The organism is Microvirga alba, from assembly GCF_015694465.1.
In the GTDB taxonomy this organism is placed as follows: Bacteria; Pseudomonadota; Alphaproteobacteria; order Rhizobiales; family Beijerinckiaceae; genus Microvirga; species Microvirga alba.
This window is the reverse complement of sequence record NZ_JADQDO010000001.1, coordinates 285,628-309,056: the sequence shown is the minus strand read 5'-3', so window position 1 is coordinate 309,056 and position 23,429 is coordinate 285,628. Positions and strand designations below refer to the sequence as shown.

19 protein-coding genes are annotated in these 23,429 nt (G+C 62.9%); 11 read left to right on the top strand and 8 right to left on the bottom strand.

All coding sequences use genetic code 11. The features are described 5' to 3' along the window. The gene (locus tag I2H38_RS01415; RefSeq protein ID WP_196270015.1) at positions 1–555 is read left to right on the top strand and encodes an isochorismatase family protein; all 555 of its coding nucleotides are present in this window, start codon (positions 1–3) and stop codon (positions 553–555) included. Here the strand turns inward: I2H38_RS01415 and I2H38_RS01410 are convergent. Continuing rightward, positions 548–1,513, bottom strand: a complete 966-nt coding sequence (locus tag I2H38_RS01410; protein WP_196270014.1) for a hypothetical protein — start codon at positions 1,511–1,513, stop codon at positions 548–550. The genes I2H38_RS01415 and I2H38_RS01410 overlap by 8 nt on opposite strands. 174 nt (positions 1,514–1,687) lie before the next feature. Between I2H38_RS01410 and I2H38_RS01405 the strand changes: the two genes are divergently transcribed. Then, positions 1,688–2,287, top strand: coding sequence for a superoxide dismutase (locus I2H38_RS01405; protein WP_196270013.1), 600 nt, complete (start codon positions 1,688–1,690; stop codon positions 2,285–2,287). 203 nt (positions 2,288–2,490) lie between these two features. After that, positions 2,491–2,922, top strand: coding sequence for a lysozyme inhibitor LprI family protein (locus tag I2H38_RS01400; protein WP_196270012.1), 432 nt, complete (start codon positions 2,491–2,493; stop codon positions 2,920–2,922). A 56-nt stretch (positions 2,923–2,978) separates the two neighbouring features. Here the strand turns inward: I2H38_RS01400 and I2H38_RS01395 are convergent, their stop codons facing one another. After that, complete coding sequence (locus I2H38_RS01395) at positions 2,979–3,824, bottom strand: ChbG/HpnK family deacetylase (RefSeq protein ID WP_196270011.1); 846 nt, start codon at positions 3,822–3,824, stop codon at positions 2,979–2,981. 197 nt (positions 3,825–4,021) lie between these two features. Between I2H38_RS01395 and I2H38_RS01390 the strand changes: the two genes are divergently transcribed. Next, positions 4,022–5,008 (top strand): glycosyltransferase family 2 protein, encoded by a 987-nt coding sequence (locus tag I2H38_RS01390; RefSeq protein WP_324617326.1) that lies wholly within the window; start codon positions 4,022–4,024, stop codon positions 5,006–5,008. 3 nt (positions 5,009–5,011) lie between these two features. Then, positions 5,012–6,538 carry a murein biosynthesis integral membrane protein MurJ gene (murJ, locus tag I2H38_RS01385; RefSeq protein ID WP_196270009.1) on the top strand — a complete coding sequence of 509 codons (1,527 nt, stop codon included), beginning with the start codon at positions 5,012–5,014 and terminating at the stop codon, positions 6,536–6,538. Between the two features lie 145 nt (positions 6,539–6,683). Here the strand turns inward: murJ and I2H38_RS01380 are convergent, their stop codons facing one another. The 3 genes from I2H38_RS01380 to I2H38_RS01370 form a co-directional block, all read right to left on the bottom strand. Next, a complete protein-coding gene (locus I2H38_RS01380) occupies positions 6,684–7,547 on the bottom strand; it encodes a branched-chain amino acid aminotransferase (RefSeq protein WP_196270008.1) in 864 nt (287 codons plus the stop codon). 202 nt (positions 7,548–7,749) lie between these two features. Then, positions 7,750–9,132 carry a dipeptidase gene (locus I2H38_RS01375; protein WP_196270007.1) on the bottom strand — a complete coding sequence of 461 codons (1,383 nt, stop codon included), beginning with the start codon at positions 9,130–9,132 and terminating at the stop codon, positions 7,750–7,752. Positions 9,133–9,300: 168 nt separating this feature from the next. Continuing rightward, entirely contained in the window at positions 9,301–10,839 is a 1,539-nt protein-coding gene (locus I2H38_RS01370; RefSeq protein WP_196270006.1) for a helicase HerA-like domain-containing protein, read from the bottom strand. A gap of 127 nt (positions 10,840–10,966) precedes the next feature. Between I2H38_RS01370 and I2H38_RS01365 the strand changes: the two genes are divergently transcribed. From I2H38_RS01365 to scpA, 4 genes are all read left to right on the top strand, one after another. Beyond that, a complete protein-coding gene (locus I2H38_RS01365) occupies positions 10,967–11,350 on the top strand; it encodes a DUF2267 domain-containing protein (protein ID WP_196270005.1) in 384 nt (127 codons plus the stop codon). Between the two features lie 269 nt (positions 11,351–11,619). Beyond that, complete coding sequence (locus I2H38_RS01360) at positions 11,620–13,488, top strand: methylmalonyl-CoA mutase subunit beta (RefSeq protein ID WP_196270004.1); 1,869 nt, start codon at positions 11,620–11,622, stop codon at positions 13,486–13,488. 38 nt (positions 13,489–13,526) lie between these two features. Beyond that, a complete protein-coding gene (locus I2H38_RS01355; protein WP_196270003.1) occupies positions 13,527–13,919 on the top strand; it encodes a hypothetical protein in 393 nt (130 codons plus the stop codon). A gap of 313 nt (positions 13,920–14,232) precedes the next feature. Next, entirely contained in the window at positions 14,233–16,392 is a 2,160-nt protein-coding gene (gene scpA, locus I2H38_RS01350) for a methylmalonyl-CoA mutase (RefSeq protein WP_196270002.1), read from the top strand. 163 nt (positions 16,393–16,555) lie between these two features. Here the strand turns inward: scpA and I2H38_RS01345 are convergent, their stop codons facing one another. Both I2H38_RS01345 and I2H38_RS01340 read right to left on the bottom strand, forming a co-directional pair. Continuing rightward, positions 16,556–17,182 carry a LysE family translocator gene (locus I2H38_RS01345; RefSeq protein WP_196270001.1) on the bottom strand — a complete coding sequence of 209 codons (627 nt, stop codon included), beginning with the start codon at positions 17,180–17,182 and terminating at the stop codon, positions 16,556–16,558. 239 nt (positions 17,183–17,421) lie between these two features. Then, on the bottom strand, positions 17,422–18,429 hold the full coding sequence (locus I2H38_RS01340) for an alpha/beta hydrolase (RefSeq protein ID WP_196270000.1): 1,008 nt from the start codon (positions 18,427–18,429) through the stop codon (positions 17,422–17,424). Positions 18,430–18,581: 152 nt separating this feature from the next. Between I2H38_RS01340 and meaB the strand changes: the two genes are divergently transcribed. Both meaB and I2H38_RS01330 read left to right on the top strand, forming a co-directional pair. After that, a complete protein-coding gene (meaB, locus tag I2H38_RS01335) occupies positions 18,582–19,568 on the top strand; it encodes a methylmalonyl Co-A mutase-associated GTPase MeaB (protein WP_196269999.1) in 987 nt (328 codons plus the stop codon). A gap of 174 nt (positions 19,569–19,742) precedes the next feature. Continuing rightward, positions 19,743–22,340 carry a calcium-binding protein gene (locus tag I2H38_RS01330; RefSeq protein WP_196269998.1) on the top strand — a complete coding sequence of 866 codons (2,598 nt, stop codon included), beginning with the start codon at positions 19,743–19,745 and terminating at the stop codon, positions 22,338–22,340. 62 nt (positions 22,341–22,402) lie between these two features. Here I2H38_RS01330 and I2H38_RS01325 read toward each other — a convergent pair whose 3' ends face one another. Next, on the bottom strand, positions 22,403–23,410 hold the full coding sequence (locus I2H38_RS01325; RefSeq protein WP_196269997.1) for an asparaginase: 1,008 nt from the start codon (positions 23,408–23,410) through the stop codon (positions 22,403–22,405). Between the last annotated feature and the right edge of the window lie 19 nt (positions 23,411–23,429).

The following is a 23,429-nucleotide window of genomic DNA, read 5'->3' as shown; positions in this document are numbered from 1 at the left end:
ATGCTTCTCGACGCGGCGCGTTCTCAGCTTATTGTCGTCGACCTTCAGGCCCGCCTCATGCCCGCGATCCTCGATAGCGAGCGGGTCATCGAGCGCACGGAAATCCTGCTTCAAGGCGCAGGAAGGCTCGGGGTGCCCGTCACGGTGACGGAGCAATATCCGAAGGGACTCGGGTCGACCGTGCCCGCCATCGTCGAGGCCCTTCCGCTCGACGCAATCATCCTGCCGAAGACGACCTTTTCCGCCGCCGGCGATCAGGCGACAGCCGAGCGGATTGCAGGGCTCCGTGCCCAGGGGCGGGATCAGGTCGTCCTGTGCGGAGCCGAAGCCCATGTCTGCGTGCTGCAAAGCGCCCTGGGCTTCAAAACCAACGGCCTGCACGTGTTTGTCGTTGGGGATGCAACCTCAAGCAGGGCCGAACACAGCGTCAGCGCAGCCCGTGCGCGGCTTGTGCAGGCGGGGTGCCACTGGGTGACGATGGAGATGGTTGTCTTCGAGTGGCTGGAGCGGGCTGCGACGGAGGATTTCCGCGCGCTCTCGCCTCTCCTCAGATAGCAGGCTTCTGATTGCTCTCGCCACCTGAAGCGATGAATTCCTTCAGCTCGTCCAGGGACGTGAAGGTAAACATCCCCTGCGGGGTCTCCGCCTCGATCGAGCCGTCGGCGAACATCACGTATTTATTGTCCCCGGAATTATAAGTGCCGATGACCGCGGCGGTCGAACGCGGAGCGAGCGGGGGCGTCGGTTCCACCGGCTCGGGTTCTGCCACGGCTTCCGGCTCCGGCGCGCCGCCTTGATCGACTGGCTGCTCGGCCTCCTCGAACTCCGGCTCGAAGGCCTGGACGGTTTGTTCAGAGACGTAGAGGCCTTCGTCGGTTTCAGAGATGCTCGTCTCGGTATAAAGCGTCTCGCGATAGCGGTTGGCGAACAGGAAATCCGGCACCTTCGCGGCCGGGACATCGGCCTCGGTCGTCGGCTTTTCGGACTCGAACGGTGTCCCGGATACAGCGGAGATCCGAGGCTCGAACGGGGTCCCGAATGCGTCAGAGGATCTGTCTACCTCGGCCCGAGTCTCTTCCAGACCCTCAGACGCAAGTGCGCTTTCGCCCTCCCTTTCGAACCTGTCGACGTCGCCGAACAGCGGAAGAACCGGCTGCGACTCCGGCTCCTCTTTCGTCTTCTTCGCCTGCCCTTCCTTTGCGCCGAGCGCACCGGCCGCACCGAAGAGCCCTCCGGCGAGAGCCGCCAGCGAAAGGCCCGATGGCGAGGGCAATGCGGCAGGTTCGGCCTCGCTCAGGCCCGTGTGCAGGCGCATGAGCTCCAACTGGATTTTCTTGAGCTTCGAGACGGCGGCAGTGATGCCCAGGAGAACCGCGCCGCTTGCCGCGGTGACGGTACCGGCGATCACCATGGTCCAGCCACGCTCGACGAGGACGATGTCCCACCCGAGAACAGCCGCCAGAAGACCGCCCACAATCATCGCAACAGAAAGGGCAAAAAGAGCGATGATCATGCAAACTCCGATACGCAAACCATGGGCGAATGACCGCAAACGTAGGTATCTATAGGCGAAAGGCAACATCATGAAAAGCTTGAGCCCGAAAAAGTCAGAAGCTTGGCCGTTGCCCTCAGAGGCGCCGCGCTTTAACTAAGCACCAGGTCGCTTAATCTCTCAAAGGAGACGCCGATGTCGTTCACCCTGCCAGAACTGCCTTATGCCTACGATGCCCTGCAGCCCTATATGTCGAAGGAAACGCTGGAGTTTCACCACGACAAGCACCACGCTGCCTATGTCAACACCGGCAACAACCTCATGAAAGGCACGGAGTTCGAAGGCAAGAGCGTCGAAGAGGTCGTGAAGGGCTCGTATGGCAAGAACCAGGCGCTCTTCAACAATGCCGGCCAGCACTACAACCACATCCACTTCTGGCTTTGGATGAAGCCCAATGGCGGCGGCGCGTTGCCCGGCAAGCTCGAGAAGCAGATCGTGGCCGATCTCGGCTCCGTCGAGAAGATGAAGGAAGACTTCATTGCCGCCGGAACGGGCCAGTTCGGCTCCGGCTGGGCGTGGCTTGCAATCAAGGACGGCAAGATCACCGTCATGAAGACGCCGAACGGCGAGAATCCGCTCGTCCATGGCGCGCAGCCGATCCTGGGCTGCGACGTGTGGGAGCATTCCTACTACATCGATTATCGCAACCGCCGCCCCGACTACCTCAAGGCGTTCCTGGAAAACCTCGTGAACTGGGAACACGTCGAAGAAATGTACGAAGCGGCGACGAAATAAGCTGGACTTACCCCTATGTCAGACGGGCCTCTTCGGAGGCCCGTTTTGTTTTGGGGACCACGAGGCTGGCTTAGGCAGACCTCGGCCTGCCAAGGTCTTGGCCGACAGGCGCGCCGAAACCCTTTTCCGGACGGGCATCTCGCGGCAATGTATCTTTATAACGATTCGTCGTCATTCCGCCTCCGACAAGGAAGGGAACTTGCATGTTACGCTGCCTGCCCGTCGCCCTGTTGGCGATGATCCTTGCCTCTGCTGCCGCAAGGGCTGAGGACGATATGAACTTCTGCCAAGGCACAACTCAGCACGAAATCGACATGTGCTGCGAAGGCAGTACTCAGTACGAAATGAACATGTGCGAGGGGCACAAGTTCAAAATGGCCGACCGTGAAATGACTGCTCGCTATTCAAAGCTCATGGCACGGCTCGAACCCGAAGGGCGCGCGAGCCTGCGCAAGGCACGGAGGGCTTGGGAGTCGTATCGGGACAACATGTGCCTGTTCGAGGCGATAGGCCTCGGATCCGCTCGCTCCATGGTGTTCTCAGGGTGTTTGACAAAGCTTACACGGGAGCACATCAAGCTCTTAGACTATCACCTGACCTGTAAAGAGGGAGACCTCTCATGCAAAAGCTGGTAACCGGATTCCGTTTGTAGGTGACGTTGGAGGGTTTCTTCGGAAGCCCTTTTTCTTTGTCAGGTCAGGCCGGGGACAAGCCCGATCCCCCTTTCATCGAGCAGCGCACCGAAATCCTCGGACTTGAGATAAGCCAGTTCCGCTGGGCGGCTCTCCACGGCCGGATCGAGGCTGCGCAATTCCGCATCCACATGGCCCGGATGGCACATCACCACCGGCGTCGGCCCCAGGCTGGTCAGCGCGCTCTCGAAAACGCTTGCGGCCGAAACGGACAGGTCGAGCGGCGAGAAGCCGGAGAAGCCCTCATTGGTCCAGAATCCGGCCGCGCGGGCACGCTGCGCGAAACCTGCGGCCAGACCCTTCACCACGAGCGCCTTCGCCCTCCCGATGGGCCGGCGCAAAATCGAGGCGGCGCTGTCGGACGGATCGCGCAGCCAGAGCCGGCCGCCATAGCCCTTCTCCTCCAGGACCCGGATGAGCGCAGGCCGGATCACCGGCAGGACATGGACATGCTGGTGGCCGTCGACGAATGATGGCGGCTCACCATGGGCATCCACGAAGGCATCGACCTGCCGTGCGATCTCGCTGCGAATTTCGACGGCCGGCAGCCCACCGGTGAGAGCCTTCGCGAGCAGGTCCTTCAAGCGCGGAAACCCGCCACCCGGAGCCAGATGGGGCATCGGGGCGAGCGGGGATCCGGTGGTGAGGTTCAGGTGCAGGCCGATGCCGATCCTGCCCTTCAACGGCCTCAAGGCCGAGGCATTGCGACGCCAGCCCGGCATGTTGGCCATCGCCCCCGTTGCCGAGATCCTGCCCTCCTCGGCCAGCTCCAGAATGCCTCGGCTCACCCCATCGGTGAGGCCGAAATCATCGGCGCAGAGCACGATGGAACGCCGCGAAACCATGAAAATCCCCAAAATCAGCCTTGCCGCACGCTAGAGCATGGTCCGCGTCCTTGGAATCGGAACATGCTCCTAGATTGTTGATTTGTCGCATTTTCGGATCGGCGAACCGGCATCCACTTCGCCGAAAAATGCTCTATGCCCCTTGAGCAAAGCTGCAAACTCGGCTCTCAATGCGCGCAACGAAGAAGGACTTTTGCGTGGCGTCACCCAAACTTAGCGTCATCATCCCCGTGCACAACGAGAGCGCCAATATCGCGCCCCTGTGCGAGCGTCTGCTGCCTGTCCTCAACCGGATCACCTCCATCTGGGACGTGGTTTTCGTGGATGACGGCAGCCGGGACGACACGCTGGAAATCATCAAAACCATCAGCATGACGGAACCCCGGATCGGGGCGGTCTCTTTCAGCCGCAATTTCGGCAAGGAAATCGCCATCGCCGCCGGGCTCGACCATGCGCGCGGTGATGCGGTCGTCATCATGGACGCCGATCTGCAGCACCCGCCGGAGATGATCGAGACGTTCGTCGAGCGCTGGAAGGACGGTTACGTGATGGTCTACGGCCAGCGCACTGACCGCTCGGACGAGACCCGGGTCAAGCGGGGCTTCGCCCATCTGTTCTATCAATTGTTCGCCCGGTTCGGAGAAATCCCCCTGCCCGAAGGCGCAGGCGATTTCAGGCTCATCGACCGGAAGGGCGTCGAGGCCCTGCGGACGCTGGGCGAGAAGGCACGGTTCTCGAAGGGGCTCTATGCCTGGGTCGGCTTCAAGGGCATAGGCGTGCCCTTCGTGGTCGAGGAGCGCCTCCACGGCGCCACCAAATGGAGTTTCAGGAAGCTCGTCCGCTTTGCCTTCGACGGCATCGCCGCCTTCTCGACGGTTCCCCTGCGGATCTGGACCTATGTCGGCTTCCTGATCTCGTTCCTCTCCATCGCCACTGCGATCTACTTCCTGATCCGGACGCTGCTTTTCGGCTCCGATCTGCCCGGCTTCCCGAGCCTGATCGTGTCCGTCATGTTCTTCTCCGGCATCCAGCTCATGTCGCTCGGCATCGTCGGGGAATATGTCGGACGCATCTTCGCCGAGGTGAAACGGCGGCCGCTTTATGTGGTCTCCGAGCGGGTCGGCGGCGCAGCTGAAGTCAGCTCGAGCCTCGTTCCCGACGATCCGCGACTGCGCCGGACCTGATCCATGTTCAAGAAAATCCTTTCCGTCGGCGGCTGGACGCTCGTCTCCCGCCTCACAGGATTCGTCCGCGACGTGGTCATCGCCGCTGTGATGGGCGCGGGGCCGATAGCCGACGCCTTCGTGGTGGCCTTCCGCATTCCCAACAACTTCCGCCAGATCTTCAGCGAAGGCGCATTCAACAACGCCTTCCTGCCGACCTATGCGCGCGTTCTCGAAACGCAGGGTGAAAAGCCCGCCCGCACTTTCGCGGGCCGCATCACCAGCCTGATGCTGATGGTGCAGATTGGCCTTCTCGTCCTGGCCTTCCTGGCGATGCCGGTCGTCGTGCAGTTGCTCGCGCCGGGATTTGCCGAATACCCGGCCAAATTCGACCTGGCGGTGACGCTGACCCGCATCACCTTCCCGTATCTTCTCTTCATCACCCTCGTCACAATTCTCTCCGCGATCCTGAACGCCCATGAGCGATTCGCTGCCGCAGCAGCCGCGCCGGTTCTGCTGAATTTGTCGCTGATCGCGGCTCTGGCCGTGGCCTTCCTGTTTCCAAGCGCGGGCCATGCCGCCGCCTGGGGCATCGCGGTCGCGGGCGTGCTGGAGCTTTTGCTCGTGTGGGCGGCGGCCCGACGACTCAAGGTCGCGCCGGGGCTCGAACCACCGCGCCTCGATCCGGCCATGAAGGGTTTCTTCAAGACCCTCGGCCCCGCCATCATCGGCTCTGCCGGGGTGCAGATCGCGATCTTCGCGGACACGATCATCGCCTCGTTCCTGCCAACCGGCGCAGTCTCGTCGCTGTATTACGCGGACCGCATCTATCAACTGCCGCTCGGTGTCATCGGCATTGCGGCAGGGACGGTACTTTTACCCGAAATGAGCCGCCGCATTGCAGGCGGCGATGTCACCGGGGCCCACGCGGCCCAGAACCGTGCCGTCGGCATGACGCTCGCTCTCGCCGCGCCCTTCCTGGTGGCCTTCGTCACCATGCCTGACCTCATCATGACCGCCCTGTTCCAGCGCGGCGCTTTTGATGCGGAGGCGGCGCGGCGCGCGGGTGCAGCGCTGGCGGCCTATTCCATCGGCCTTCCCGCCGCCGTGCTGATCCGCTCAGCGCTCGCGAGCTTCTATTCGCGCGCCGACACGGTGACGCCGCTCTACGCCTCGCTGACGGCGGTGGCGGTGAACGTGCTCCTGAAAATCATGCTGATGGGCCCCTTCGGCGTTGTCGGCCTGGCACTTGGCACGTCGCTCGGCGTGTGGGTCAACCTGATCCTGCTCTTGGCGCTGGCCTATCGGCGCGGCTGGACGGACCCGAGCCACACCTTGGGCCGGACTTGCGCCGCCGTCATGGTCGCGAGCGCCCTGCTCGGTCTCTTCGCGTGGTTCGCCCCCGAGCCCCTGTCGCGCTGGACGGCATCGCTGCCCGCGTGGCAAGCCGAGACCCTGCTCGCGATCCTCGGAGCCGCTGGGGCCACCCTGTACGGACTGACCCTGCTCGGCGGCCTCAAGGCCTTCGGCGTGCGTCTGGCACGCCGATGAGTCTGCATACCTAAGCGCCCGTTTCAGAACGCATCCTTCGTCATGGCCGGACTTGATCCGGCCATCCACGTCTGGGAAACGGCGCGTGTAGAAGGCGTGGATACCCGGGACGAGCCCGGGCAAGGCAGCAGAGGCGGAAGCGACCTCAAATCGCCTTGTCGTGGGCGAAGGCCCAGTAGAGCTCGCGCGCCTTGCGATAGAACGGGCCTGGCTGAAGCTCGCGGGCATCGATCCGCAGCACGGGCATGGCTTTGGAATAGTTGCCCGAGATGAAAATTTCATCCGCCGCAGCGAAGTCCTCGTAGCGCAGCGTGCCTTCGACCACCGACGCGCCGTTGTCGCGGAGCAACTGGATCACCCGCTGACGAGTAATGCCATTGAGGAAGGTGCCATTCGGAGCGGGGGTATAGACCACGCCGTCCTTCGCCATGAACACGTTGGACGTAGCCGTCTCGGCCACATTGCCGAGCGCGTCGCAGACGAGCGCGTTGTCGAAACCCATGGCCTTCGCCTCGCGGATGACACGGGCGTTGTTCGGGTAGAGACATCCGGCCTTGGAGTCGGTGGGCATGCAATCGAGGGTCGGGCGGCGGAAGCTCGATTTCATCACCGACAGGCCGCCCGGAACCGGCATCGGCGCCTCGAACAGGCTCAGACAGAACTGGGTCGATTCCGGATCCGGCGCGATGGTCGCAAGACCCTCGGCCTCGCCCCAATACATGGGCTTTACGTAGAGCGCCGTGCCGGGTGCGAATTTCTTCACGCCCTCGCGGACGAGATCGACGATGGCCTGCGATTCCATGGTCGGCTCAAGCCCGATGACCTTGGCCGAACGGTTCACGCGGGCGCAATGCAGGTCGAGATCCGGCGCAACGCCCTCGAAGACCCGCGCGCCGTCGAAAACCGAGGAGCCGAGCCAGGAGACATGCGAGCGCGGCCCGATGAGCGGCGGATTGCCCTCATGCCACGCGCCGTTGAACCAGTTCCATGTCTGCGAATACCAAGCCACCGGGCTCTCCCTGTCGGTCAGTGTTGTTGTCCTAATCGAACGCCGAGTTCATGAGGTCGTCAATGAAAATTCGGGGGCCGGATGAAAACGATTGGTGATCGGTTAAGTCACGAAATGTGATGGATGAGCACCGCCGCCCCAACCTCTCCCCGGTGGGGAGAGGTCGGATCGAAGGTCCGGGTGAGGGGCCCGTGCGCTCGCCCTACTTCGCCAAAGCCGCGAGAATCCGCGCCCAGGAGCGTGTGCCCTTGTGGAAGCTCTTCAGGTCGTACTTCTCGTTCGGCGAGTGGATACGGTCATCGTCGAGCCCGAAGCCGACGAAGAGGGTATCGAGACCGAGCGTGCGCTTGAAATCGCCGCCGACCGGAATCGAGCCACCCATGCCGATGATGATGGGATCGGCCTTCCATTCGTCATGGAGCGCCGCCTTCGCAGCGATGAGCGCCGGGAAGTCATGCGGCAGCGCAAGCGCCCGCGAACCCTTGTGATGGATGAACTCGACGGAGCAATCCGACGGAATGCGCGCTTCGACGAACGCCTTGAAATTCGCCGAAATCTTTGCCGGGTCCTGATCGCCGACGAGGCGGAACGAGATCTTGCAGCGCGCTTCCGCCGCGATCACGGTCTTGGTGCCCTCGCCCGTATAGCCGCCGATGATGCCGTTGACGTCGCAGGTCGGGCGCGACTGGACCTGCTCGATCAGCATACGGCCCTTCTCGCCAGCTGAATGTTTCAGCCCGATCCCGCCGAGAAATTCCTCTTCCGTCAGGTTCAGCTTCTTCCATTGCTCCAGGATCTGCGTCGGCGTTTCAGGCACGCCTTCGTAAAAGTCCTTGATAGTGATGCGGCCGTTCTCGTCGTGGATCGCCGCGATGATCTTGGACAGCACATGGATCGGATTTTGCGCAGCGCCGCCGAACGTGCCGGAATGCAGGTCCCGATCGGCGCAGCGGACAATCACTTCCTCATAGACCATGCCGCGCAGCGAGGAGGTGATGGCGGGGGTGTTCTGGTCCCACATGCCCGTGTCGCAGACGAGCGCCACATCGGCCTTCAACTCATCCTTATTGGCTTCGATGAACTCGGGCAGGAACTTCGATCCATCCTCTTCCGCGCCCTCAACCAGGAAGGTGATGTTGATCGGCAGCGAGCCGGTCACCGCCTTCCACGCGCGGCAGGCTTCCACGAAGGTCAGCACCTGGCCCTTGTCGTCGGACGATCCGCGCGCGCTGATGACTTTGCGACCATCGGGAAGCGTCGCGATCTTCGGCTCGAAGGGCGGCGTGTCCCACAGATCCAGCGGATCGACCGGCTGCACGTCGTAATGGCCGTAGAACAGCACATGCGGCTTGGTTTCGCCCTTCGCATGACCGACCACTGCCGGATGGCCGCCCGTCTCACGCAACGACGCGTCGACGCCAAGTCCCTTCAACTCGTCTACCAGCCACTCGCCCGCCTTGCGGCAATGGTCCTTGTAAGCGGGATCGGTCGAGATCGAGGGGATCTTGAGCCAATGGAACAGACGTTCCAGCGAGGTGTCGAGGTCGGAATCGATTTTGGCGAGAACTTGGTCGAGGTGGGACATGATGCTCTGACTGGTTGATGAGAATCTGCGCATTCGGCCGACACCGTGCATCCAACAGGCGGCGTGGTGCAAGAGGGCGAGATCTCGAAGCTGGATTATCAGGGCACCACAAGGCCTCATCCTGAGGAGGCCGTCAGGTCGTCTCGAAGGACGAGGGTGAGCAGATTGTCAGCGCCTCAAAATCCCCCCCAGCGTGCCGCGCACGATGGCGCGGCCGATGGAGCCGCCCTGGCGACCTCCGATGGATTTGCCGAGTTCAGCCGCGAGGCTGCCGACGGTCTGGTTGACGATTGTGCGGGTGACCTCGCGGGTGACGCGCTGACCGGTCGTCATGGTGCCCTTGCGCTGGCCATTCGTACCGAACAGGTTACCGAGCATGTCGAGAATGCCGCCCCCGCCTTGGGCCGCCTGCGCATCGGCGGCGGCCTTTTGAGCGCGCTGCGCGAGCATTTCATAGGCGGATTCGGAATCGATGGCCTGTTCGTATTTTCCGCGCAATGGACTTGCGGCAATGATCTGTTGGCGCAAAGCCTGATCGATAGGCCCGACCTGCGCCATGGGCGGGGCAATCAATGTGCGCTCCACCATGGAGGGCGCGCCCTTGCCCTCAAGCGAGGAAACCAATGCTTCGCCGACGCCGAGTTCGGTGATCGCCTTCTCGGTGTCGAAGGCCGGGTTCTGGCGGAAGGTCTGCGCCGCGACGCGAACCGCCTTCTGCTCGCGCGGTGTGTAGGCGCGCAGCGCGTGCTGCACCCGGTTGCCGAGTTGCGCGAGGACCGTCTCCGGAACGTCGATGGGATTTTGCGTGATGAAATAAACGCCGACGCCTTTGGAGCGGATGAGCCGCACGACCCGCTCCACCGTCTCGGTAAGGGCTTTCGGCGCATCGCTGAAAAGCAGATGAGCTTCGTCGAAGAAGAACACGAGCTTGGGCTGATCGAGATCGCCCACTTCCGGCAACGCCTCGAACAATTCCGACATCAGCCACAACAGAAACGTGGCGTAGAGGCGCGGATTGTTCATCAGCTTGTCCGCCGCCAGAATATTGACGACGCCACGCCCATCGCGGTCGGTGCGCATCAGGTCCTTGATGCTCAGGGCAGGCTCGCCCAGAAACTCATCGCCCTTCTGGTTTTCGAGTACGAGAAGCTGGCGCTGGATCGTGCCGATCGTCGCCTTCGACACGTTGCCGTAAGTCGTCGTGAGATCCTGCGCGTTCTCTGCCACGAATTGCAGCAGGGCGCGCAGGTCCTTCAAATCCATGAGCAGAAGTCCCTGCTCGTCGGCAACGCGGAACGCGATGTTGAGCACGCCTTCCTGCGTATCGTTCAAATCGAGCAAGCGGGACAAAAGAAGTGGCCCCATCTCCGACACGGTCGCCCGCACGCGATGGCCCTGTTCGCCGAACAGATCCCAGAACACGACCGGAAATTGATCCGGCTTGTAGTCGATGCCGATGTCCTTGGCGCGCTTCAGAAACGCATCCTTCGGCGTGCCGGGGGCTCCGATGCCTGAAAGATCGCCCTTGATGTCGGCGGCGAAAACCGGGACGCCCGCTTGCGAGAAACCCTCCGCCAGCACCTGCAGGGAGACCGTCTTGCCCGTGCCCGTCGCGCCCGTGATCAGGCCGTGCCGGTTGGCAAGCGCCAGATCCAGATATTCCGGCTTGGTGCTTTTGCCGATGAAGATCTTGCCGTCCTGGAGCATCGCGTCCCTCTTTCGAATGTTCTATCAGTGTAGGGAGTTCCCGACCCGGTTTCCACTATGCGGCTCACTTGATTTAGAGTGCCTCAGCCCGAACTATCGCGCGTAAAGACACCATCAGGAGAATCACATGGAAGAACTCATCGCCCGCGTCACGCAGAAGACGGGCCTCGATGCCGCAACCTCGACCAAGGCCATCGGCCTGATCCTGGCGTTTCTGCGCAAGGAAGGCCCAGCGACCGAGGTGAACCAGCTCATCGCAGCCCTGCCGGGCGCGGAGGAGGCGATTGCCCAGGCGGGCGGCGGCGGTGGTGGCGGTGGCCTCATGGGCATGATGAGCGCCATGGGTGGCGGCGTGATGGCGCTCGGCGGCCAGCTCATGGGCGCGGGCGTTTCCATGGGCCAGATGCAGCCTCTCGGGCATGAGCTCTTCGCCTATGGCCGCGAGAAGGCGGGCGAGGACGTGATGGGCCCCATCGTCGGCGCCGTCCCCGGCCTGTCGCAGTTTGTCTGAACGGACTTAGGTCGTCCCGAGCGCCGCAGGCGATCCGGGATCGCCAGCCCGATAGAGTCATTCCCCGTCATGGCCGGCCTCGTGCCGGCCATCTCGTTAGGGAAAGGCACTCTACGACGGGATCACCGGGACAAGTCCGGTGATGACAAGGTGGAGGTAGTGTGTCGCAATTGGTCTGATTTCCTCTTCCCGGTGAGTGGGGTAATCGGGGCCCTTGGCGGAACGGGCACAGAGTGCAAACATCTCCGCCGTGGATAGAGGCCCCGCCCATGGACGACCTGACCCTTGCCGCCGACTTTCCTGCCGCCACCCGTGAGCAATGGCTCAGGCTGGTCGAAGGGGTGCTGAAGGGCGCGGATTTTCAGAAGAAGCTCGTCAGGAAAACCTATGATGGCCTCGACATCCAGCCGCTCTATCCCAAGGCCGAGAGGGCGCAACGCATTGCGCGCGCCGAGCCCGGTCGTTGGCGGGTCTCCCAGCGCATCGACCATCCCGATCCGGCCAAGGCGAACGAACTCGCCGTCCTCGACCTGGAAGGCGGCGCGGATGCGCTGACGCTCGTCACCGGGAAGGCCCCGGCGGCGCGGGGCTTCGGCGTTCGCGCCGAGACGGTTGAGGATCTCGATCGCGCGCTCTCCGGCGTGATGCTCGATCTCGTCCACCTGCGCCTCGATGCGGGGGGCAAGGGCCGTCCGATGGCGGAACGGCTGATTACTGTCGCCGAACGACGCGGCCACAAGCTCTCCGACCTGTCCCTCGATCTCGGCATGGATCCGATCGGCGGCCTCGCCGCGCTCGGTGAACTCTCGGTGGCGTGGGACGAGGTCTCCCGCCGCATGGGCTTAATGCTTGCCGATTTGACCGCTCGCGGTTTCACGGGGCGCGCCTTCCTCGCCGATGGGCGGCCCTATCACGAGGCGGGTGCGAGCGAGGCGCAGGAGCTTGCGGCCGCGCTTTCGACCGGCGTCGCGTATTTGCGCGCGCTCGAAGCGCAGGGCCATTCGCCTGAGGCTGCCCGCGATGCGCTGTCCTTTCTCCTCGTCGCCGATGCGGATGAATTTCTGACGGTCGCGAAATTTCGCGCTCTGCGGCGGCTTTGGGCCCGCCTGGAACAGGCTTCCGGCCTCAGGCCGAAGCCGATCCGCCTTCATGCGGAAACCGCGTGGCGGATGACGACCCGGCGCGATCCGTGGGTCAACATGCTGCGGGCGACGGTGGCCACCTTCTCCGCCGGGATCGGCGGGGCGGATGCGATCACGGTCCTGCCTTTCACCGCCGCGCTGGGATTACCGGATGCCTTCGCGCGCCGGGTGGCGCGCAACACGCAGTTGGTCCTGCTGGACGAAGCCAATCTCTGGCGCGTGGCCGATCCCGCCGCCGGGGCGGGCGGGTTCGAGGCGCTGACGGAAGCTCTGTGCGAGAAAGCATGGGCGCTGTTCCAGGAGATCGAGCGCGAAGGCGGCATCGTGGAAAGCCTGACGCGCGGCGTGTTGCAAAGCCGCATCGCGGCCATCCGCACGCAGCGCGACAAGGCCGTCGCCACCCGCAAGGAGCCGATCACCGGCACCAGCGAATTTCCCAATATCGCCGAGGCGAATGTGGCCGTTCTGATCCCCCACGACGAGGGCCTCCCCGCTCTCGCGGCGAGCGAAGGTGGCGTCAGCATCCCCCCCCTACCCTCCGTCCGCATCGCGGAGCCGTTCGAGCGCCTGCGCGATGCGTCTGACGCCTATCTCGCGCGCACGGGCTCGCGGCCCAAGATCTTCCTGGCCAATCTCGGCCCCGTCGCGGCGTTTACCGCCCGCGCCACTTTCGCCAAAAATTTCTTCGAGGCGGCAGGAATAGAAGCCATCACGAACGAAGGGTTTGCGGCTCAGGAGAGTCTCAAGAAAGCTTACATCGACAGTAAAGCAAAGCTTTCCTGCATTTGTTCGACAGATGAGATTTATGAAGAACAGGCGACTGCGACAGCAACGACCTTGCGAGAGGCTGGATCGGCCCGTATTTATCTCGCCGGCAGCCCGGGTAAGAACGAAGAAAAGCTCTCCCGCGCAGGCATCGCCACTTTTATCTTTGCCGGGTGCGATACCCTCAAGGTCTTGAGCGAGGCCCTCGAAGCGGCCTGCGCACAGCCATGAGGCCTTCTCCCGGTCTCGAACCGGGAGAAGGCGTAGTGATGAACTTTGCGAAACGATCTGCTTTGGCCCTGGGCTTCGGCCTGACTTTTCTTGGCAGCGCCATGGCAGCCACACCGAACCGGAATGACGGCACCTGGAGCGTCCAGATGGTGACGGATTCCGGCATCTGCAGCGCCAGCTACAATTATTCCATCGCTATCGAAAGCGGCAGCGTCCGCTACCTTCTCGCAAAGGGCGATTCCCCGACCACGGTTTACGGCAAGGTGGGTCCGGACGGCGCGGTCAATCTCGACATCCGCCGCAGCATCGCCAAGGTCGATGCCAATGGCCGCCTCAACGGCAAGTCGGGCTCCGGAACCTGGACGCTCGGCAGCTTCGGCTGCTCTGGCCGATGGACGGCGCAGAAACGCTCCGCCACCGTTTCCAGCTAAGCTGACAAGACAAGACGCGGACAAGCCGCCCGCCTTCACAAGGCGTGGCGGCTTTTCTTTGCGGAATGTCCGCTCAATCGGCGGCCAAAGGTGAGCGGCGCTGTCCGGACGGGGAGAAAGGCGGCGAAAAAGCATGAGAATTCAAGCATGATATAATATTTGTTGAATTCAAAGCCTGCTGTGCTTCAAAAGGCCAAGGCGTTGAACCAATAGTCGAATATCTCGCCCGGCCGGGCCGTTTTAAGTGATAGCCCGGCCGACCCGAAGGGCCTAAAATGCCGAACGACTTTCGGTACGAGCGTTGATTGAAGCCATGACCCGCGTCCCAGATTTTTCGAACATCGCTTGGGCGGATGTTTCACCGCTCCCGCCTCAATCATCCTCCGATCCCTGGCTGACGCCGGAGGGCATCGCGGTGAAGGGAGGGTATGGCCCCGAGGATCGGGCTGGCATCGACTTCCTCGACACTTATCCGGGCATCGCTCCTTATCTTCGCGGTCCCTATCCGACCATGTATGTCAACCAGCCCTGGACCGTGCGCCAATATGCCGGCTTCTCCACGGCGGAGGATTCCAACGCCTTCTATCGCCGCAATCTCGCCGCCGGCCAGAAGGGCCTCTCCGTCGCCTTCGATCTGGCGACCCATCGCGGCTACGACAGCGATCATCCGCGGGTTGCGGGCGATGTGGGCATGGCGGGTGTCGCGATCGACTCGATCTATGACATGCGCACCCTGTTCGAGGGCATCCCGCTCGATCAGATGAGCGTGTCCATGACCATGAACGGCGCGGTGCTGCCGGTGCTCGCGCTCTACATCGTCGCGGCGGAGGAGCAGGGCGTTCCCGCGCAAAAACTTTCGGGCACGATCCAGAACGACATTCTCAAAGAGTTCATGGTGCGCAACACCTACATCTATCCGCCGAAAGGATCGATGCGCATCATCTCCGACATCTTCGCCTATACCTCGACACATATGCCGAAGTTCAACTCGATATCGATCTCCGGCTACCATATGCAGGAAGCCGGTGCGACGCAGGATCTGGAGCTCGCCTACACGCTCGCCGACGGCGTCGAATATATCCGCGCCGGATTGGCCGCGGGCCTGACCATCGATCAGTTCGCGCCGCGCCTGTCGTTCTTCTGGGCCATCGGAATGAACTTCTTCATGGAAGTGGCGAAGATGCGCGCCGCGCGCCTGTTGTGGGCAAAGCTCGTGAAGGGGTTCAACCCGCAAAGCGAGAAGTCGCTGCCGCTGCGTACGCATTCGCAGACGAGCGGCTGGTCGCTGACCGCGCAGGATGTGTTCAACAACGTGGCGCGCACCTGCATCGAGGCGATGGCGGCGACCCAAGGCCACACGCAATCGCTGCACACCAATGCCCTCGACGAGGCACTGGCGCTGCCGACCGACTTTTCCGCCCGCATCGCCCGCAACACGCAGCTCTTCCTGCAGCAGGAAAGCGGCACGGACCGCATCATCGACCCGTGGGGCGGCTCGTATTACGTCGAGCGGCTGACGCAGGAACTCGCCGAAAAGGCCTGGAGCCACATCCAGGAGGTGGAGGCTCTTGGCGGCATGGCGAAGGCCATCGAGGCCGGCATTCCGAAACTGAAGATCGAGGAAGCCGCCGCGCGCACTCAGGCGCGCATCGATTCCGGCCACCAGAAGATCATCGGCGTCAACGCATTCAAACCGACCGACGAAGCCTCCATCGACATCCTCAAGGTCGACAACGCCTCCGTCCGAACCCAGCAGATCGAGAAGCTCAGGCGCCTTCGCGCCGAACGCGTTCAAGCCGACGTGGATGCGGCGCTGGCCGCTCTTTCGAAGGGTGCGTCCGGCGAGGGAAATCTGCTCGATCTCGCGGTGAAAGCGGCGCGGGCGAAGGCGACGGTGGGCGAAATTTCCGACGCGCTGGAAAAGGTCTGGGGCCGCCATCGGGCCGAGATCAAGGCGATTTCAGGCGTCTACAAGCGGGAGGTCGGCATGACGTCGCCAGCCGTCGAGCGGATCCGGCATCTGGTCGAGGACTTCGAGACCAACGACGGCCGCCGCCCGCGCATTCTCGTCGCCAAGATGGGACAGGACGGGCACGACCGCGGCCAGAAGGTGATCGCGTCTGCCTTCGCCGATCTCGGTTTCGACGTCGATATCGGCCCGTTGTTCGCGACGCCCGCGGAAGCCGCGCGTCAGGCGATCGAGAACGACGTCCACATCATCGGCGTGTCCTCGCTCGCCGCGGGCCACCTGACCCTCGTGCCGGAGCTGAGAACCGAGCTCGCCAAATACGGCCGCGAGGACATCATGATCGTCGTCGGCGGCGTGATCCCACCGCAGGATTTCGACGCACTGATCGAAGCCGGAGCCTCGGCCATCTTCCCGCCGGGCACTGTGATCGCGGATGCGGCTGCGGACTTGATCGAAGACTTGAACAAGCGCCTCGGCTACGGCCCGAAACAGGCGGCGGAGTAACCCGTCCTTGTCATCACCGGCATCTCGCCCACGTGAGGCGTCTTTCCAGTCGAGATGGCCGGGACAAGCCCAGCGATGACGACGTGCGGTCCGCGCGCGTTGCCCCCTCCCGGTGGGAGAGAGAGTGTATTGCGCCTGTCCGAGCTCCGATTGGTGAGGTCGCTCAGGATTGTCCCGCCCTCACCGCAACAGTCGCAATCCCTGCGCCGATCAGAAGACTACCACCCACCTTGTTCACCGCGCCGATCGCGCGCGGATTGCGCATGACGCCACGGGCCCGTGAGGCGATGAGCGCGTAGGTGAAGGCGTTAGCGAAAGCGAGCACGAGGAAGGTTGCGGCGAAGATGCCGACCTGGGGGAAAAGGTCGGCTCTCGGATCGATGAATTGCGGCAGGAAGGCCACGAAGAAGGTCAGGCCCTTCGGGTTGAGCGCGGTCACAAGCCAGGCATGGCTCAGCATCTTTAGCGAGGACGCCGCATCCGTGCGCGGTTTTGCATCGAGCGTGCCGCCTGCCCGCCAGAGCTTGAGCCCAAGCCAGACGAGATAGGCCGCGCCGACCCATTTGAGGATCGTGAACACCGTCGCCGAGGCGGCGAGCAGCGCGCCGAGACCGAGGAGGGAGAGCGTCATGGCGGTGAAATCGCCAAGCGCAACGCCAATCGCCATCGGCAGCGCCGTGCGCCAGCCTTGCCCGAGCGCATAGGACACCACGAGCAGAATGGTCGGTCCCGGAATCACGAGCAGAATGGCGGAGGCGGCGGCAAATGCGAGCCAGGTTTCAATGGTCATGGCCTCTACCCTCATCAATGTAATGATAGAGCCATAGACAAGACGCGGTGTCGAGGGGGGATACTCCCGTCACTCCGGAGCCGCGTAGCGGGGCCCGGAACCCATAACCGCGGTCGGTTCCGGAGAAGAAACAGCGGTCACCGTTTCGGCAGGGATGGCTTCCGGGCCTCGTTACCGCTCGTCCTGGATGCGCGGCGCGGAGCAAATCCGGGAACAGAGGTGACGGGGAGCGCCCGCGCTTACAGCCGCTCTCGCTCGATCGCCCGCTTCACCACTTGCTGCACGTCCTTATTGGACAGGAAGAGGTCGTGGTTGATGATGCCGCTGCCGAATTCGGAGGCGTCTGCAACGCGCACGCCAAGGGATTCCAGCCGCTCGCGATCCGCCGCGCCCGCGCGCACGATGCCACCGGCAAGACGGCTCGACACGGCAAGCGCCCGGTCATTGGTGGAGCTGATGACGGTGATCTTCTTCGCATCGGGACCGAGGCGCTCAAGCCCGCGTGCGAAAAGGTCGATATCGATGTCGGGAGCAGCCAGAACCACCGCGCCGATGCGTGACATGGCGCTCTCGCCGCCGGCGGCGCGTACCATCCGCAGGGTCTCGAGCGTCAGCAAGGTGCCCATGCTATGCGCGACGATGTTGATGCGCCCACCGCTCTGCGAATTGGCGATGGCGGTCAACAAATCTTCCAGCGCATCGCGGGACCACATCGCGCTTTCGCGGTCGCTCACATAGCTGAAGGTCGAGGCGGCGGACGGCCAGGTGAAAAGGCCGGTCGCGCCGGGGAACTTGATGCCTTCCGAGAGCTCTATCGTCGAGGTCGCGGCCGTCTCGAAGCTTTCCTTGTAACCGTGGATGTAAAGCAGAAGATCGCGCCCGAGCGCCGCCTGCGCGAAGGCCTGCGCCGCGCTCTTCTTGTCGAGGGAATCGACGGCAGAGATGCTCCACCCTCCCGAGGTGACACGGCCGATCAGCGAACGATCCGGCGGGGTCAATCGCGCCTCGGCGAAAACCAGATCGGGCGAACGCTCGCTGGTGAACCAAGGCTTTTGCAGCGCCCCCGCCACCGGCAGCCGCGTCGTCGCGACGAGCAGTGTCGGATCGGTCCGCAATCCAGCGCGCTGCGCGCGCGGTGCGCTCGATCCAGCCACGACAGGCAGCTCCCCACCCAGACACCCCGACAATGCGAGGCAGGCAAGGCCGATGACGGCAAGGCGGGAGACACGGGTTATGGGGGAAAACATGGAGCTAGGGAGGTAAGAGCAATGAAGGGGAGAGCGCTGTGTTGCCCGCGAAGATGGCGAGCACAAGGCGGAGGGAGAACCTTCTCGATTTCCTCTCCCCTCGTGGTGAACGATCGGTTACAGCCGCAGGGAACAATGCTACTCCTCGGACCATGACGAAGGTTGCAAGCCCGAAGCCAAAAGTAACCGCCGAGGCCGTCCGGAAGGGCGACCGCGCGGCACTTGCGCGCGCTATCACCCTGATGGAATCGCGCCGGGCCGACCACCGGGCGGCGGCGCGAGAACTGTTGCAGGAATTGATGGCTCATACGGGCAAGGCCGTGCGCGTGGGAATCACAGGCGTTCCCGGAGTCGGCAAGTCCACCGCCATCGACAGCCTGGGGTCCATGTTGACGGAGAGGGGCCACAAGGTCGCGGTGCTCGCGGTCGACCCCTCCTCCACCCGCAGCGGCGGCGCGATTCTCGGCGACAAGACACGCATGGCGCGGCTCGCAACGGACCCGAACGCCTTCATCCGCCCCTCCCCGTCCTCCGGTACCCTCGGCGGCGTTGCCGCGAAAACGCGGGAGGCGATGCTGCTCTGCGAGGCCGCCGGTTTCGACGTCATCCTCGTCGAGACGGTGGGGGTCGGCCAATCCGAGACCGCCGTCGCCGATCTCACCGATTTCTTCCTCGTCCTCATGCTTCCCGGCGCGGGCGACGAACTGCAGGGAATCAAGAAGGGTATTCTCGAACTGGCCGACATGATCGCGGTCAACAAGGCGGACGATGCGGGCCTGAAGGCAAAGGCCGCCGCCGCCGAATACAGAGCCGCCCTGCACATCCTCACCCCCGCCTCAGAGGCCTGGACACCACCGGTAATGACCGTCTCGGGCCTGACCGGTCAGGGTCTCGACGAACTCTGGAGCAAGGTGCTCGACCACCGCAAGCGCCTGGAAGCGACCGGCGAACTGGCGGCGAAACGGCATGCACAGGACACCAAATGGATGTGGGCCCTCGTGCACGAGCGCCTGCATGACCGCCTGGCGCACGATTCCGCGCTACGCAAACGGGTACCCGAGATCGAGACAGCCATCGCGAAGGGTACACTGTCTCCGGACGCGGGCGCGAGCGAGATTCTGGACCTGCTCGGGCTTTGAGGTCCCCATTGGGCCGGGAGGCCCCTCAGGGGGCTTAGACCCACCTTCGGAGAGGTCCACACACAAAAAATTTCCTGCACCATCTTGCTTGTGAGAGCCCAATCGCACAACGTTACGGAACGTTATAAACTTTCATTTGACCTGGGCATTCCAGGCGCGATTTGGGGGACCACCATGGCGACACCTGTTCTCTGGGGCGAATTTCTCGTCAACACCAAAACGAATGGCGTCCAGAAAGCCGCTCAGCTGCAAGCGCTCGATAATGGGAGATTCCTGGCGGTCTGGCAGGACACCAGCGACTCGGACACCGGTCATGTCAGCGCGATCTATGCGCAGCATTTCTATTCCGGTGCAGTCCCTAACGGCGATCCTATCCGCATCAACACGACGCTCGCCGGCACCAACACGAATCCCGTCGTTACGGCACTGAGTGACGGGCGCCTTGTTTATGCATGGGAACACCACAGCAAGGTCGACGGTTTGGACTACTATTCGATCCGAGCCCGCATCTTCAATGCGAACGGCTCGGCCTATGACGGCGATGGCGACGGGAAGGACGACAACGATTTCGAAATTGCATCGAGCGATGTCGCGCCCTTGACGATGCCGCGTATCGCAGCGCTTCCGAAGAAGGGCTTCGTCATTACTTACACGGACGAGGCGGGCGATGCCAGTGTCAAGGCCGCGGTCTATGGCGCGGACGGGAAGCCGTATGGCGGAACGCAATCGGTCAATGTGGTCACCGACGGCTCGCCGGCTAACTCCTCCCTGATCGGATTGGGCGACGGCCGCTTCATCAGCTTCTATAATGATATGGGTTCCATCCCCGATGCCTCTACGGAGAAGGTGTACGGCCATATCTTTTCGACCAATGGAACGGCAGTCACCGCCGGCAGCCAATTTGAGCTGCCCGAAGCAATCAAAGCGGGCACGCGGCCCTCTGTGACGGCGTTGGCGGATGGGCGTTTTATCGTTACCTGGACCTCGGAAACGGGCGACGGCGACGGCCTTGGCGTGAGGGCCCAGATCTATAAGTCTAACGGTACGGCCGACGGCTCAGCCTTCGTGGTCAACAAGGTCACCGCACGCGGTCAAACCGAGCCGCATGTCACCGCGCTGACGAATGGCGGGTTTGCTATCTCCTATCTGGATTATAGCGAGTTTGAAGTCCCGCAAGTCCGCGTTGCCGTCTTCGACAAGAATAAGAACCACATTGGAAACGACACCGTCGTCAGTAGGTCTTTCGGCGAAGGGGAGCGTGTTGCTCCGACCTTGATCGAACTCAACGATGGTCGGCTGATCGTCGCCTGGGGTGAAAACATCGCTGGCCGCAGCGACGATGCCGACGGCATCCGCGGACAAGTCCTGGATGCCCGCTTCGAGGGGATCAGTCTCCCCGGTTCCGCAGAAAACGATCAATATGTCGGAACCGAATATGACGATTACCTGGGAGGCGGCATCGGCAACGACCATCTCACTGGCAAGGGAGGAAACGACACCCTTGACGGTGGCATCGGCAATGACAGGCTCGACGGCGAGGACGGATCCGACTTACTGGCCGGCGGAGCAGGCGACGACAGCCTTGACGGTGGGGAAGGCAACGACACCCTTGATGGCGGAACCGGTGCCGATCAGATGAAAGGCGGAGCCGGTTCCGATGTACTGACAGGTGGCGAAGGCAACGACACCCTTGACGGCGGAGAGGGTAACGACACCCTTGATGGCGGAACCGGCGCGGATCAGATGAAAGGCGGGGCCGGATCCGATGTACTGGCTGGCGGAGAGGGCAACGACACCCTTGACGGGGGAGAGGGCAACGACACCCTTGATGGCGGTACCGGTGCCGATCAAATGAACGGGGGTGCCGGTTCCGATTCACTGGCCGGCGGAGAAGGCAACGACACCCTTGATGGCGGCGAGGGCAACGACACCCTTGATGGTGGAACCGGCGCTGATCAGATGAATGGGGGCGCAGGTGATGATACCTATTTTGTCGACAATGCCGGCGACGTGATCGTCGAATTTGCAGGCGGCGGCACCGACACGGTCCATACCTCCGTCAGCTACGTCCTCAGTGCAGATATCGAGAATCTCACGGCATCCGGCACCGGGGCCCTGACGCTCACCGGCAACGCGCTCAACAACGTCATCACCGGCAACAATGCAGGGAACGTGATCGATGGTGGAGCCGGTGCGGACGTCATGAACGGTGGCGCCGGCAATGACACGTACTATGTCGACGATGCGGGAGACGTCATTACCGACGCCGGCGGACTGGACACCGTCATGGCAAGCGTCAGCTTCACACTGACAACACCCCTCGAGAATTTGACCGCCGTTGGTTCGGCGGCGCTGGAGCTGACGGGCAACAACGCCAACAACACCATCGTCGGCAATGACGGAGCGAACAAGCTCTCCGGCAAACTCGGCAATGATCTGCTGACCGGCGGCCTTGGGAAGGACATTTTCGTCTTCGACACCAAACCGAATGCGAAGACCAATCTCGACAAGATCGTGGACTTCAACGTCAAGGACGACACGATTCATCTGGCAAAGAGCGTTTTCACCAAGATCGCCAAAAAAGGTGCTCTCGCCAAGGACGCCTTCTGGATCGGCACCAGTGCGCACGACGCGAGTGACCGCATCATCTACGATTCCAAGAAAGGCGTGCTCTACTATGATCCGGACGGCACCGGCGCGGCGAAGGCCGTGCAGTTCGCGACACTCGCCAAGAAGCTCAAGATGACGGAGAAGGATTTCTTCGTCATCTAGCCTGTCGGCAAAGGGAACCCTGAAAGAGCGGGAAGGATATTCACCCGCTCTTTCAGGAGAAATTATTGCAGGAAATCGGGGGCTGTCCGGATCCGACCGACCTCGATTCCGTTCCAGTTCTTGAGCACCGGCTGCGCCAGCGCCTCGACCGTCGCGCGTTCGTTGTCGGAGAGCGGCAGGTAGTGCAGAACGAGACCGGCCATCATGGCCTCGGCGGCTCTCACGCCGCCATCATCCGCCTTCAAGGCGACGCCGTATCCCAGCTCCGGGAATGCCGCGCAATAGACGCCCTCGGCCCCGACCTTCACGAAAGCGCGTTCGCCCAGGATTTCCATTAGCTTCGTGTCGAAACGGCCCGTGCCGGCGACCATGAAGGGATGGCGCGCCACCGCGCGACGGATGCGCTGCGCGGCGATCTGGCCCTCGCGCGACATCCCGACCCCCGTGCCGAATTTCGCGAACCCAAAAGCGAGCGCCGGCAGAGGAATCGCGTAGGTCGGGATCGAGCAGCCATCGATGCCGCCGACTTCGTCAGTATGAGAGGCTCCCGTAAGGTCCTCAAGGGACGCTCGCACGGCGCGTTGCACCGGGTGGCCGGCCGTCACATAGCCCTTCGGATCCTCAGCCATCCCGCAAGCGAGGCAGATGAACCCCGCGTGCTTGCCTGAACAATTATTGTGGAGCGCGCTCGGTTGCTGGCCCTGCGCAGCCAGAGCCCGGTTGGCAGCCTCGCCCATCGGCCAATGCACGCCGCATTCGAGGCATGCTACCTCTTTTCCGGCCTTCGCCAGCATGGCTTCGGCAACCGCCGCATGCTCCGGCTCTCCCGAATGGGAGGCGCAGGCGAGCGCGATCTCTTCGTCGGTGAGGCCATACTTGTCCGCAATCCCGGTCTCCACCAGAGGCATGGCTTGGAGCGCCTTCACGGCGGAACGCGGGAAAACCCGCCGCTCCACATCCCCCAGGGACAACACCGTCGAGCCATCGGCATCGATGACCGCAATGCTGCCGCGATGGCGCGATTCGACCAGATTTCCGCGCGTGACCTCGACGAGAAAAGGATTATCCATAGGCGACCTCACGTTGAAG